At 38.4% G+C, this 14,248-nt stretch carries 13 protein-coding genes; 9 read left to right on the top strand and 4 right to left on the bottom strand.

Features of this window, described 5'->3' with window-relative positions:
* The first annotated feature begins 38 nt into the window (after positions 1–38).
* Positions 39–536, top strand: a complete 498-nt coding sequence (locus ACIQVU_RS13610) for a GNAT family N-acetyltransferase (RefSeq protein ID WP_402895992.1) — start codon at positions 39–41, stop codon at positions 534–536.
* 49 nt (positions 537–585) lie between these two features.
* Here ACIQVU_RS13610 and ACIQVU_RS13615 read toward each other — a convergent pair whose 3' ends face one another.
* Positions 586–1,485 (bottom strand): 3-hydroxyacyl-CoA dehydrogenase, encoded by a 900-nt coding sequence (locus tag ACIQVU_RS13615; protein WP_402895994.1) that lies wholly within the window; start codon positions 1,483–1,485, stop codon positions 586–588.
* 209 nt (positions 1,486–1,694) lie between these two features.
* Positions 1,695–2,381: a ZIP family metal transporter gene (locus tag ACIQVU_RS13620; RefSeq protein ID WP_340808612.1), complete on the bottom strand. Its 687-nt coding sequence runs from the start codon at positions 2,379–2,381 to the stop codon at positions 1,695–1,697.
* 468 nt (positions 2,382–2,849) lie between these two features.
* Between ACIQVU_RS13620 and ACIQVU_RS13625 the strand changes: the two genes are divergently transcribed.
* The 7 genes from ACIQVU_RS13625 to ACIQVU_RS13655 all read left to right on the top strand — a co-directional run bounded on the left by ACIQVU_RS13625 (position 2,850) and on the right by ACIQVU_RS13655 (position 10,623).
* The gene (locus ACIQVU_RS13625) at positions 2,850–4,454 is read left to right on the top strand and encodes a Na/Pi cotransporter family protein (RefSeq protein ID WP_340808611.1); all 1,605 of its coding nucleotides are present in this window, start codon (positions 2,850–2,852) and stop codon (positions 4,452–4,454) included.
* 72 nt (positions 4,455–4,526) lie between these two features.
* Positions 4,527–4,976, top strand: a complete 450-nt coding sequence (locus ACIQVU_RS13630; RefSeq protein ID WP_340807247.1) for an SACOL1771 family peroxiredoxin — start codon at positions 4,527–4,529, stop codon at positions 4,974–4,976.
* A 133-nt stretch (positions 4,977–5,109) separates the two neighbouring features.
* Entirely contained in the window at positions 5,110–6,750 is a 1,641-nt protein-coding gene (locus tag ACIQVU_RS13635; protein ID WP_340807246.1) for a GNAT family N-acetyltransferase, read from the top strand.
* Positions 6,731–7,477 carry a hypothetical protein gene (locus tag ACIQVU_RS13640; RefSeq protein ID WP_402895996.1) on the top strand — a complete coding sequence of 249 codons (747 nt, stop codon included), beginning with the start codon at positions 6,731–6,733 and terminating at the stop codon, positions 7,475–7,477. Before ACIQVU_RS13635 ends, ACIQVU_RS13640 begins: the two co-directional genes overlap by 20 nt.
* A 4-nt stretch (positions 7,478–7,481) precedes the next feature.
* The gene (locus ACIQVU_RS13645; protein ID WP_340807243.1) at positions 7,482–8,471 is read left to right on the top strand and encodes a polysaccharide deacetylase family protein; all 990 of its coding nucleotides are present in this window, start codon (positions 7,482–7,484) and stop codon (positions 8,469–8,471) included.
* Positions 8,472–8,665: 194 nt separating this feature from the next.
* On the top strand, positions 8,666–9,652 hold the full coding sequence (locus ACIQVU_RS13650) for an agmatinase family protein (RefSeq protein WP_402895998.1): 987 nt from the start codon (positions 8,666–8,668) through the stop codon (positions 9,650–9,652).
* A gap of 86 nt (positions 9,653–9,738) precedes the next feature.
* Positions 9,739–10,623 (top strand): 5'-3' exonuclease, encoded by an 885-nt coding sequence (locus ACIQVU_RS13655; protein ID WP_340807241.1) that lies wholly within the window; start codon positions 9,739–9,741, stop codon positions 10,621–10,623.
* On the opposite strand, the gene ACIQVU_RS13660 is transcribed toward ACIQVU_RS13655, so the two are convergent.
* Positions 10,586–11,113: a C39 family peptidase gene (locus ACIQVU_RS13660; RefSeq protein ID WP_340807239.1), complete on the bottom strand. Its 528-nt coding sequence runs from the start codon at positions 11,111–11,113 to the stop codon at positions 10,586–10,588. The genes ACIQVU_RS13655 and ACIQVU_RS13660 overlap by 38 nt on opposite strands.
* A 56-nt stretch (positions 11,114–11,169) precedes the next feature.
* Positions 11,170–11,487, bottom strand: a complete 318-nt coding sequence (locus ACIQVU_RS13665; protein WP_340807237.1) for a thioredoxin family protein — start codon at positions 11,485–11,487, stop codon at positions 11,170–11,172.
* Positions 11,488–11,843: 356 nt separating this feature from the next.
* On the opposite strand from ACIQVU_RS13665, the gene ACIQVU_RS13670 reads away from it, so the two are divergent.
* On the top strand, positions 11,844–14,228 hold the full coding sequence (locus tag ACIQVU_RS13670) for a 3-hydroxyacyl-CoA dehydrogenase/enoyl-CoA hydratase family protein (RefSeq protein ID WP_402896001.1): 2,385 nt from the start codon (positions 11,844–11,846) through the stop codon (positions 14,226–14,228).
* Positions 14,229–14,248 lie beyond the last annotated feature (20 nt).

A 14,248-nucleotide genomic window follows, 5' to 3' on the forward strand; every position in this document is an offset into this window, starting at 1 on the left:
CAGTATGTTCATACGCTAGTGATATGAAGGTGGAAAATATGGAAATTAGGCTTTTAACAGTAGCAGATGCTGTAGTATATAGGAAATTACGATTAGAGGGGCTACAATCAAATCCAGAGGCATTTGGCTCTAGCTTTGAGGAAGAGAAGGATATGCCGCCTGGGCTTTTTGAAAAAAGACTTGAGGCACGGTATTCCTATACACTAGGTGCATTTGCTCAAGGTGAATTGATTGGGGTTGCGACATTGCTACGGGAAAGCAAGGTAAAGCTACAGCATAAGGCAAGTGTTTTTGCCGTTTATGTTTCTCCGCAAAAGCGAGGGCTTGGTGTAGGAAAAGCTTTAATGCTAGCTGTCATCAATAAAGCACAATTATTAGATGGCATTGAGCAAATTAATTTAACAGTTGTATCCTCTAATCTATCTGCCAAAAGGCTATATGCTTCATTAGGCTTTGAGTTATTTGGAACAGAGCGGAAGGCACTAAAAATAACGCAGCAATATTTTGATGAGGATTATATGGTATTATTTCTTTAAAAAATAAACGCCAATATAGCCCTTGAGAGGCTATTTGGCGTTAAATCATTTAGCCTTTTAGGAAATCCGGCTTTTCAAAGCTTGGGTTTGGATATGTGTAGAAGCCTTCACCTGTTGCACGGCCAAGTTTGCCCTTGTCAATATACTCAGTTTTTAACAGATAGGCAAGCTTGTGCATGTTTTCATCATCAGTTGCTGCTGCTTTAGCTTCTACAATATTATGGGCGGTGTTAATGCCAACAACATCTAGGATGGCAAATGGTCCAAGTGGAGCGCCTGTCCCAATCATCCATGTTTTATCGATTGTTTCTGGATCAGCTACTTCTTTAATTAACAGTAATTCAGCCGCGTCTAACAATGGCACTAATAAAGAGTTTAGAATATAGCCAGGCTGTTCTTTATATAATGGAAGTGGTACCATACCGATTGCACGGGCAAATTCCACAACCTCATCAAATACCTTCATATCTGTATCCGCATGCTTCATAATTTCAGCCGTGTTGTTTTTCCAAATTGTATTGGCAAAATGCAAAGCTAAAAATTGTGCTGGACGGCCAGTTGCCTCTGCAAATTGGCTAGGCAATAAAGTAGAGGAGTTCGTTGCAAAAATAGTTTTTGCAGGAGCTACTTTACCCAGCTTTGTGTAGAAGTCTGTTTTAATTGCCACAACCTCAGGAATAGCTTCAATTACAAGGTCTGCATTGGCAACCGCTTCTGCTAAGTCGCTGTTAAATGTTAACCGTGCATAGGCAGCATCTACTTCCTCTTGTGTTGCCCCTAAGTCTTGCTGATAAAGTGGCTTTAATTTTGAAATGCGGTCTTGGGCATGTTGTAATGCTTCGTCATTAATATCATAGACAGTTACTTGAAAGCCTTTAAAAGCCGTTTGATAAGCAATTTGACTTCCTAGTACACCACTGCCTGCAACTGTAATATGTTGATAATTCATCGAGCTTCCTCCTTTAAAATGCTACATTGATATAATAATTTTGGTGTTTACAACTACATACTACGCCTTTTAGTAATTAAAAATCAAACCATGACCCTTATAAGGATGCTAAGGCATAAAATAAGGGGCTATGTTTACTATGTGAAGAGTAGCTCTTCTTTATAAATCACAAGGAAAAATAATGTGGAGCGGCACAGCTATATGGATTTTTATTCTACTAATATATGAAAGCTATAGCTTAATAGATAGCCTAGAAACAGATAGATGATAAAGGATTTTGCGCTAACCGCTCGAAGATGATGTAAAATAAATTCGGAAATGCTAGCAGTGGCAATTAGTCCGATAGAAATGCCCATTAAAATACCTTGCGCTTTATTTGTTAATGCCCAATATTGACCAAACCAAATAAATAGACTAAAGAAAATCGAGAAAATAAAGAAATAAATAAAGAGCTTCCATAGTCTTTCGCCTTGAGCAATGAGTGCTGTTGATAAAGCAAAGCCTTCGGGAATATGATGTAGGATAATAGAGGCTGTAAGGGAAATCGTTAATGCTGCATTGCCAAGTAAATTGCCAACAGTCAGGCTAATAGGGATTGTGTGAATAATCATCGCAAGTGTTAATAAGGAAATAGAGGACTGTTTCGTAGAAGATGTATGTAATAAGCTATCAAGTAGTTGAAAGATACAATAACCAATAAAAATGCCGAGTATGATTGCTAATGATTGATAAATATAAATAGAGGAGGGGATAATATCCAATATAAGCAAGCCAATTAAAAAGCCTCCACATAATAGTGACAGTCCCTGCGTTGTATGCTGAAAGAGCTTTGAGAAAACCCAGGCAATAGCGCCACCTACACTTATACTGAAAAATAAAAATCCACCAAGTATCATTGCACTCACCTGTAAAATTCCTCCACTCTACAATAAATTAAACATCGTTTTATCAAATATATGCGAGCTAGCTATGAATATGTTTGTAGCACTATAACTTTCAGATTGTTTAAGGGAGCTAAGGCTTATAGCGTATTTTTATAAAAGATTGGTTGAATTTGTACATAAAAGAAAAACATCCTATTTTCTTAATTTCAATAATGGTACTATATAAGAATATTTAGGTAACTCTCAATGAGCAAAAATAATTATGATAACTTTCATGTAAGAAGTAAGAGCGGGCTATATAAAAATAGATATGCTGATATTAGGTATTTACTAGCTGGTGGATGTACAAGGTGGCGACTCTAGCTTTCTATAGAGGACAATAGTAAATGAACAGGCACAATAGAAATAATTATTTTGGCATTTGCTCGTTGTGAGTCAGCAATAAAATAGAGCAGGGAGTGTGTTTATAGATTGATTAATGTGCTTGGAGGCATTGGTTTATTTTTGCTTGGCATGACAATGCTAACAAATGGTTTAAAGGAGCTTGCTGGTGATGCATTAAAGAAATGGTTGAATCGTTTTACTGGTGGAACCATTAGCTCTGTTTTATCGGGTACATTGATGACAATGCTTGTGCAATCCTCAACTGCTACAACGTTGATTACAATAGGCTTTGTTAGTGCAGGGCTACTAACATTTGTACAGTCAATTGGTGTAATTATTGGGGCGAATATTGGTAGTACCAGTACAGGATGGATTATTTCATTAATAGGCTTTAAGATCAATATGCAAACAATGTCCTTGCCCTTTATTGCACTTGGTGTTTTTGTACAATTGCTTGCACCTCGTGATTATAAAGCGGTGGGCGGACTTTTTACTGGTTTCGGGCTATTATTTTTAGGCATTGATGTTTTGCAGGGAGGAATGGCAGCCGTACAGGATAAAATTCCGTTTGATGCATTTGATGCCAATTCGATCAGTGGAAAGCTAATTTTAATTGTATTAGGTATTGTGATGACGGTTATTATGCAGGCATCGAGTGCAGCAATAGCGGCAACGTTAACTGCTTTATACGCGGGCGCTATTGACTTTGAGCAGGCGGCTTATTTAGTGATTGGGCAAAACATTGGTACAACTGCTACGGCATTATTTGCAGCAATTGGGGCATCCACGGCTGCAAAACGAACTGCTGTTACACATGTGCTATTTAATGTTGTAACCGCCCTTATTGTCACAGTTGGAGCAACATTTATCTTTACATTTACTGAATTTATCACAAAATCCATTAATGGTAGCTTTGATGCAACATTAGGGATTGCGATTTTCCATACATTATTCAGCGTAATTGGTGCGATTATCTTTATGCCATTTGTTCGTCTATTTGCCAAGGTTATTGAAAGAATGATTCCTGAAAAAGGTAATTATTTAACACGTAATTTAGATGATAGTGTCACAAAATTACCCGGTGTAGCAGTAGAGGTATCCTTTAATACATTGCAGGATATTACAAAGGAATTAACAACAGTTATTATCTCTCTGATTCGGGGAAGAAAACGAACAGCTGAGATTGATGGTCAATTAGTTCAAATTGATGATGCGATTGAAAAGACTCGTTTGTTTATGGATGCCATACAGTCCTCCTCACAAAAGGAGCGCTCTAAGCATATTGCTTTGCTACATGCTTTGGATCATTTGTATCGCTTATCAAAGGCATTACATGAGCAAAGCCCTAATGCCTTTCAATTGCAGGCAGCCTTAACACAGCAATGGCTAGAGGTGCTAGAAAAGGTGCTTGTAATTATTGGTGAAGATGAACGCTTGCCTGAGGTAGCCGATTTGTTGGAAGCTACATCCTCTGAAATGGCTGCTGTACGACGAGATAAACGAAATGCCTATTTCGAGCATACTGTTGAAAATGTAGTAGAGTTAGAAACAGCCGTGTCAAAGGTGGAGGCCTTGCTCTGGATTGACGGTCTTGTTTATCATTATTGGCGCACAACGGCTCGCTTAGCTGAGTATCAAACTGTCACAAAAAAAGGTCGTCATGCGGAAGCTGAAAAGGCACATACTGCTACAGCTGAATAATAAAAATACTCGTTTCTTCAAAGCGTGGGAACGGGCATTTTCCCTAGCTTTTTTCAGGAAAGGAGTCACACTATGACACAGCATAAATTTACAATGGATTTAACATGGGCAGAAGGAAGAAATGGAGCAGGAACGATAAAGGCACGTCATTTACAAACACAAATTTCTATTCCGCGGGAAATGAATGGACCAGATATTGGCACAAATCCTGATGAAATGCTGTTAGGCGCTGCGGCAACCTGCTATTTAATTACATTGGCGGCACTGCTCGAAAATTCAGCTATTGCTGTACATAAGCTAGCCATGCAGGCAGAGGGTTTTGTCGATGTTACAAATGGTATTTTTACGTATGAAAAAATTGTTCATAAGCCATGTATTGTTGTTCAAGGACTATCAGAGCGTTTGGAGAGGAAAATTGCTCGTTTAGCGCAAAAGGCAGAGCAAACATGTATGATTAGTAAGGCATTAAAGGGCAATGTAGTCATTGAATGTCATGTGCAAATTATTGGAGCCAATCTATAAGATAATCAAAAGAGTTATTCAACCTATTGTGTTGATAACTCTTTTTTCATATTTCTATAAATTTTTAATATACATATATAACGGTATGTACAATATTAATAGATTGTGAATATTGAAAGGAAAGGGGATATTCTTGCAGTTAATTCGTATTCGAACAGATGATGAGCTGATGTGGTACAAGGAAATTTGGGACGATATGTTAGAACAAGAGAACAATGATAACCCCTTTATTGAATTTGCTTGGTTTTATAATTGGTGGCAAATACTAGGTCGTAAAGCGCAAGTAGAGCTTTATGCTGTTGAACATCAAGGGATGATTATTGCCTTTTTCCCTTTTACTGTAGCTATGCAGTGGGGGATAAAAATCTATAGCTTTGCAGGTGAACAGTTCGCTAATTACACAGAAATTATCGCTAAAAAAGAATGGTTACTGCAAGCTACAAATTTTGTATTGGACGAGCTTCTTGCCAAGCATCAGCATATTATTTTTGCATTGCATGGTTTATTAGAAAGTAAGCTATCGACTAAAGTCATTGAGCAATACTTTGTGGAAAAACAATTGCCTGTTACTATTTTTCGAGTAGTGACACCGTATCTTGCTTTATCAGAGCAGCAAGGTCATTTGCCAACAACCAATCAGCAGGAAAGCAAGCTGCGGAATTTAGGCTTATTAATAAAACATGTACCTGTGCAGGATGAGCTTTGGCAAATGTTTCGATTATTTGATCGTCAGCAGCGTAAAGGCTTTGACGCAAGTGACTTTACAAGAGGCAAGAGCAGGGATTTTTTTGAGCGTCTAACAATGCTACAAGGGGAGGCATTGCAAGTAAAGGTCAATGCACTTATGTTTGAAAATCAATGGATTGCCTGCACATATGGGCTTTGTTGCCGTGGGCGTTATATAGCTTATGCACAAGCAATTGAACCTTTATTTCAGTTATTTCATATTGATCGCATCGCTAATCAGGACACGATTCAGCGAGCTCTTGCTGCCAAATATCGATTATTTGATATGGGGATTGGCTATAAGCCGTATAAATTAGAGTGGCGCTCTGGTGTTGATTTTTCAAGAGATATGCTGGCTAATAGTGCTACTAAGCGGACAAAATTACTGGCTGGCTTGTTAGCGCTAAAGGAGCGTCTAAAAAGGCTTGCAAAGGGTAATCAGCATTGGCAGCAGCCTAGATTTGGACATACACGAACTTTAGTAAAGTATGGAAAGATAAAAGATTGGCTAGAATATGGACAACAATTCGTAGAAAAATTTATTCGTTTGCAACAAGTGACTTTATATGAATTATCCCCATCGACGGTTGTTGCTCCACAGCAACCCATTGGTCATCTATTTGAGGAAATGTCAATTCAGGAAGCGATGCAGCTAGAACAAGAAGAGCTAATGGCTCTCTTTAAGAAGGGATATATGATTTATAAAGATTCTTTTGCAGAAACGAATAAGCCAGCGTTTGCGTTACATGCCTCACATTGGCATATGGATACATTGCAAATTGCCAAAGCTTTACCAAAGGAAACCTGTTATTTAACCTATGATGATGCTAGGCAAATTGGTATTATCACAGCTTATTTTCGCACTATCAAACCTGAACAAGCGCTATGGGTAGCGACAAGCTTTTGGCAATGGCGGAAACGAAAACGCTTAACACAATTAGGCTATCAACCTATTTCTCGAATAAAACATTGTAAATTGGCTCGTTTTGAGTCGCAGCGTATTGAAAAATATAGAGAGAGTGGGGGCGATGTTCATTCTGTCCATTAAAAGTAAGCGATGGAATATCGCAATGCAGCATTTTTATTTGTTAGAAAAGCCAGCGAATATTCGAAAATCCATGAAGGTTGTAGGTTATACACATTCACTTGTACCAAGTCGCAAGCTTGTACGAAGTGAGGCGGTTCATATTGCACTTCAAGAGCATGAGCTTTCATTGTATTTAGCGCTGTCAGAGGGCAATCGAAAAATTTTACGACGCGCACAAAAGGAATGCTATCAAGTGATTCTGTATCAAGAGCCATCAGAGGAGAATTTACGAGCCTTTCAACAGTTTTATAATCAGTTTGCCAAACGGAAAAAGCTTGAGGGCATTGGTAAGTCACAAATGGCAACGATCCTCTTATTAAATCAGCAGGGAGCTTTATTATTATCTGAAATTCGAAGTATGTGTGGACAAACACTATGTTATCGACTTGATATTGTCCATGCCCAAAAAGCGTTATCCTATTATGAAGCAACTTGTGATGCAGCAACGATCGCACCTGCTTTAAAACGACCACTACGTTATGCCAATCGCTTTTTACTTTGGCACAATTTGCTTCATTTAAAAGAGCAAGGTTTTATTTTATATGATATGGGTGCATTAACAGATAATCCAAATGTAAAAGCCTTTAAGCAAAGCTTTGGCGGACAGGTTGTCAATGTGTATTCGGGCTATATTGCACCATCTAAAATACGTGCATTGCTACTAGGCATACAAAAATGGAGGAAGTAGCAGTATGAATGGCGGGGGTCTGATTATTTCATTAGATTTTGAGCTAAATTGGGGTGTCCATGATACTTTTCGCTATGGACAATACAATAAAAACTTATACGGTGTACGCAATGCCCTGCCTCGAATATTAGCATTATTTGAGCGCTATCATATCCATGCAACATGGGCAACAGTTGGGCTATTGTTTGCAGAATCAAAGGCAGAGATGGCACATTATTTACGAGGTATCCCCGTTAAATATGAACAAATGCGCTATGCAGCATATACGCAGCTTGCAAAAGTAGGCGATAATGAGCAAGTGGACCCTTTACATTTTGGTAAATCCTTAATCGAGGAGATTAAACGTACACCTTATCAGGAAATAGCAAGCCATACCTTTTCACATTTTTATTGTTTAGAGAAAGGGCAAACAGCAGCAGATTTTGCAGCAGATTTATATGCAATGAAAATAATTACGGATGGCTATATTACTCCTATAAAATCGATTACCTTTCCACACCATCAAATAAACAAAGACTATTTTCATGCATGCTTAAAAGCGGGCTATATTTGCTATAGAGGTCCAATCAATCATGTCTTGTACAATGCGTCACAGAGCAGATGGCAAGGAGCAAAGCAATGGTTAGATAGTTATATTAATTTAACGGGTCATCATATAGTGACATTTGAAGACATACAAAAGGAACCACTGCTTAATATTCGTGCAAGTGCTTTTTTACGACCTTACTGTAGCCCGTTGCGTGTGTTTGAAAGGTTAAAGATCAAGCGTATAAAAGAAGGGATGCTAGAGGCTGCTAAAGCACAAGCATTTTATCACTTATGGTGGCATCCTCATAATTTTGGGAAGCATATTGATAAAAATTTAGCAATGCTAGAGGAGCTATTATGTTATTTTCAGGAATTGCGCAATCAATATAATTTTAAAAGCTATTCGATGCATGAGGTGGCAGCACTATGCCTCCATTCAGAAAGAGGTATCTCAAATGATCTTTGAGATGCCTTTTTTGCTGCTTATACATAGTCGCAATCAAGAAAAATTTTTAGAAGTAGGAGAAAAACATAACGAAGATATGTGTACAAATGGTACTATAACGTTAATAAAATATCTATTAGGTCATTTTAAGGAGAGTATAAGTTGGCATAGGTCAATTTGACTTGAGGCGAAATAATATAAAGGTGGAGATGAATATGTTTATACAACCAAAATGCCAATGGAAGCAGGAAAATGGTTCAGCATTACATCAATGGATTAAGCAACAGGCGAATCCTAACCCAAATGATGTGGATATTATTGTATATGGTGCTTTATTATCATATGCCAGCGAAAGGACGATGACAGCGCAATATCCGCATGCCTTTCGGAAAGTGTGGCCAAGCTTTCAATCGTATAATTTGGATGAGCAAATAAATTTACGTGCGCTGGCTGTTGCTGATATTGGGGATGTAGCAATTAATGAAAATGATAGAATGCTATCAGAGTCTGCGATTGAAGCAGCAGCAGAAAATTTAAGCATCGCCTATCCAAAAAGCTTTACTTGTTTAATAGGAGGCGACCATGCGATTACAGCATGCTCATTAAAAGGGATAAAAAATGCTTTTCCACAGGATCGCATTGGTGTGATTCAAATTGATACACATTTAGATGCAAGAAATCAGGAGGAGATTGGCTTAGCACAGGATTCACCAATTCATCAGCTAATAGCGGCAGGAATTGTAAAGGGGGAGCATATCTATAATGTTGGCTTACATGGCTTTTTCAATTCCCCGGAAATGATTCATTATGCACGAGAGCAAGGTATTCATATGATTACTTTAAAGCAAATGCGACGTGATGGCATTCAGCTAACAATACGTGAAATGCTGCGTCAGCTGATGTATGAGGTAGATCGAATTTATGTATCTGTTGATTTAGATGCACTGGATATTATGTTTGCACGAGATGTGCCAGCAGCAACACCAGGTGGTTTAACAGCCTATGAATTATTTGATATTCTTAAGCTGATTGGCGAAAATGAAGGGGTTCGGCATATTGATTTTGTCTATGCAGACCCAAAGGAAGGCACGCTTCGACCAGAAACCGTAAAAATAGGCGTTACAGCATTTTTACAATGGTTAACAGGCATTCAATTGGATCATCGTAATCGTATTTCCAAAAAAGGAAAGGCGATGCTGTAAAAGCACTAGATGGACAAAGCCTATAATTGAAAGTTTGTTATAATATGAAAGAGCAAACCTTGTATTGAAATAGAGAGGATTTTAGTATGACAACAAAACCAAAGCTATTAATTGTTGACGGTATGGCACTGTTATTTCGCTCCTTTTTTGCCTCTGCGGCAATGGGACATTTTATCCGACTTGCAGATGGGACACCAACAAATGGTGCGCAAGGGTTTGTACGCCATGTACTCACGGCACAATCCATTATGAAGCCAACCCATATGGCTGTTTGCTGGGATATGGGCGCACATACATTCCGCAATGATTTATTTGATGGCTATAAAGCAAATCGTCCAGCACCACCAGAGGAGATGCTGCCACAATTCGATATGGCAAAAAATTTAGCACAGCAAATCGGCTGGCAAAATTTTGGCGTAGAAGGAATGGAAGCCGATGATTTAATCGGCTCTATGATTACCAAATGGCAGGATGAGGCGGATATTACGGTTATTAGTGGCGATAAAGATTTACTTCAGCTTTTAAGACCATCCACAGAGATTGCTTTTACCAAAAAAGGCTATACAGAATACGATATCTATACACATGCGCGCTTTCAAGAGGAGTACCGTATTGAGCCAGCACAATTTGCTCAAGTGAAAGCCTTTATGGGAGATACGAGTGATGGCTATCCAGGTGTAAAAGGCATCGGCCCTAAGCAGGCACTTACGTTAATTCAAACATATGGCTCTATCGATAATATTTTGGCATCACTGGATGAATTAAAGCCTGGCCAACGAACAAAAATTCAAGAAAATCTAGAGATGTTGCAATTATCACATGAGCTTGCAACCATTCAAACAGATGTACCAATCGAAGCGGATTTTACAAGCTTAGTATTGCCAAAATATGAACGACAAACGTTTCAAGAGATAGAGGAGCGTGGCTATACGCTTATTGCCAAGCATGCTCGTTCGTTGTATTCGGTGTAATTTTTACAAAAGATAGCACCTTTGCATTATTGTGGAATAGTGCTTGCTGAATTTTGCTATTACGATTTGGGCCACCATTATCATGAAAAATCAGCCATAGCTGGTCATTTTTTATTTCATAGCCAATAAGGGGGACCCAATGGTAGGCAAAGGTAGAGGTTTGATCTCGCCAATTTAGACTAAAATAGCGATCAAAGCGCATTGCAACAGGACGACCTGCGTCAATTTCCTGTAAAGCTTCCTTTAAGGAACAGCCGCGAATATCCCAAGTTGGCTGTAAGCGACGAAGATAATAAATAAGCCGCCACTTAAATAAACCAATTTTTGTGCTACCAAGCTGTTGATATAGCTCGTTAATGCTAGGGGCTGATTTGTTGAAGTAGTTTAAAATCACATAAATTGTTGCTGGCCCACAGGCAGAGTTGCGATAGCTTGGTGCAACAGATGCATCATATTGTGATGTTCCAGTTAAAATCAATTGTTGGCGCATCCTATCGTGTCCTTTCAAAAAGAGCTGCATTCTATGAAAAGAATGCAGCTCGTTGGTTATTGTTGGGCAGCTAAAAACTCAGTTACTTGCTGAGGTGTTTTAGCGTTTGCACTATGTAAGTGTGCAAGCTTTTCACCGTTTTGGAAAATTAATAAGCTTGGAATGCCCATCACATCATATTTTTCTGCGATTTCTGGTAGCTCATCACGGTTTAGCTCATACCAATCATATTGGCTGTATTCCTCGATAATTGGGTCGATAAACATATTCATACGCGTGCAATCTGGACACCAGCCTGCATAGAATTTTACTAGCACCTTTTGGTCACCAGCAATTAGTTCATTAAATTGTTCTGTAGTAGTAATTGTTTTCATAGTATTCACGCTCCTTGCCTTCCATTCTACACATTTTTTGTGCAGTCGGAAAGTTTTCTGTTTCGCTGTAATGTTCGCTACTTATTGTGTGCTTTTCGCTCGTAAAAAACGAAAAAAGTTGTATAGTGCAAAAATAAATCGTGAAAAAAGATTGCTAAATTAAACAAAATAATCTACACTAAAAACAGAAAAAGTAGTTTTATCTTCATTACCTAATGCAAATGGAGATAAGCCTTAGCTGTATTCGGTTGAAAAATTCAACACAGAATAAAAAATCACTAAGGTTACACTTGATATTTTTTTGGTCAAAAAATGAATGGCTATTCATTCAATGGGAGAATAAGGGGGAATTGCTTGTGACTTACAACATTCAAAAAGCAGCTGTTCTAGGTTCTGGGGTGATGGGCTCTGGAATTGCAGCACATTTAGCAAATATCGGTATACCGACACTACTATTGGATATTGCACCAAAGGAACTGACGCAAGAGGAAGAGGCAAAGGGACTTTCTTTAGAGCATCCAGCTGTTAGAAATCGTATTGTCAACGGAGCCTTGCAAAAGTTATTAAAGCAAAAGCCAGCACCACTTACTTCTAAGAAAAATTTATCACTACTAACGGTCGGCAACTTTGAGGATGATTTAGATAAATTAAAGGATGTCGATTGGATTATCGAAGTTGTTGTAGAAAACTTAGCAATTAAACAAAGTTTGTATGAAAAAATTGATGCGATTCACACACCGGGCACAATTATTAGCTCTAATACATCAGGCATTAGCATTAATGCCATGGCAGAGGGACGCTCAGATGATTTTAAAAAGCATTTCCTAGGAACACACTTTTTCAATCCACCTCGCTATTTAAAATTACTAGAGGTAATTCCAGCTGATACAACTGCACCTGAAGTTGTAAGCTTTATGAAAACATTTGGTGAAGATGTACTTGGAAAAGGTGTTGTACTTGCAAAGGATACACCAAACTTTATTGCCAACCGCATTGGCACTTATGGTTTATTAATTACTTTACAGGAAATGTTAAAAGGGGGTTACTCTGTTGGTGAGGTAGACTCTGTAACAGGTCCGCTTATCGGCCGTCCAAAGTCTGCAACTTTCCGTACGCTAGATGTAGTTGGTTTAGATACATTTATTCATGTAGCGAAAAATGTTTACGATCAAACAACAGGTGAGGAGCAGCAAGTATTTGCAGTACCTGAATTTTTACAAAAAATGGTGGAAAATGGTTGGCTTGGAGCGAAATCAGGTCAAGGCTTCTTCTTAAAGCAAGGAAAAGAAATTCTTGAAATTGACCCAACAACATTTGCATATAGTCCAGTAAAAAAATTAAAAACACCTTCTATTGAAATGGCAAAACAAACACGTGGATTAGCAAATAAAGTAAAAGCATTAACATATGCAAAGGATCGTACAGGTGAGCTGCTATGGGGAATTTTTGCACCAACATTAATTTACTCAGCACAGCTTCATGGTGAGATTGCAGATGATATCGTAGCCATTGATAATGCGATGAAATGGGGCTTTGGCTGGCAGCAAGGACCATTTGAAATTTGGGATGCTCTTGGTGTAAAGGACTCTGTAGCAAAAATGGAAGCAGAGGGTCGAGAAGTACCAGCATTTGTAAAAGACATGTTAGCACATGGCTTTGATACCTTCTATTCAGAAATAGATGGTGATTTAGCTTACTATAATGGTTCGCAATATGTAAAAGTACCAGTCAATGAAAAAGAGATTAATTTAAAACGCTATAAGAAAAAGCATGGTGTTATTAAATCAAACACAGGTGCTAGTTTAATAGATTTAGGTGATGGTATTGCGCTGTTAGAATTCCATTCCCAATCAAATGCGATTGGCTTAGATATTATCCAAATGATTAACTTTGCAGTAGATGAAGTAGAGGCTAACTATAAGGGCTTAGTCATCGGTAATCAAGGGAAAAACTTCTGTGTTGGGGCAAATCTAGGAATGATTTTAGTAGAAGCACAGGATGATAATATATTTGAGCTAGATTTCGTTATTAAATCATTCCAAGATGCCATGCAAAAAATTAAATATTGTCGTAAGCCAGTTGTAGCAGCACCATTTGGTATGACATTAGGCGGAGGAGCAGAGGTTTGCTTACCAGCTGCACATATTCAGGCAACGATGGAAACGTATATGGGCTTAGTAGAAGTAGGCGTTGGTTTAATTCCCGGCGGTGGCGGCAACAAGGCGCTTTATGAAAAGTTCTTAAAAGGTTTACCAAATGGGGTGGAGGTAGACTATCAGCATATTGCTAATAAAGTATTTGAAACAATTGCAATGGCAAAGGTTTCAACTTCTGGTGAGGAAGCACGTGAAAATAACTTCTTAAATTTTGCGGATGGTATTTCTGTGAATCCAGATCATCAATTATATGATGCAAAGCAAGCGGCATTAGCGCTTTATGAGGCAGGCTATCAACCACCTGTACCAACAAAAGTGCCAGTGGTTGGTGCATCAGGCTACGGTACATTACTGATTGGTGCGCAAGGTCTGTTTGAGTCAGGCTTTATTAGCGAGCATGATTTAAAAATTGCTAAAAAACTAGCCTATGTAATTGCGGGTGGTAAGGTTCCATACGGCACATTAGTGGATGAACAGTATTTATTAAATCTAGAGCGTGAGGCATTCTTAAGCCTAGTAGCAGACCCGCTTTCTCAGCAACGAATGCAGCACATGCTGTTAAAAGGTAAACCACTTCGTAACTAATAGACGGAATAGACAATTCT

Origin of the sequence: Lysinibacillus sp. NPDC098008, from assembly GCF_044760715.1 — a bacterium.
Classification (GTDB): Bacteria; Bacillota; Bacilli; order Bacillales_A; family Planococcaceae; genus Lysinibacillus.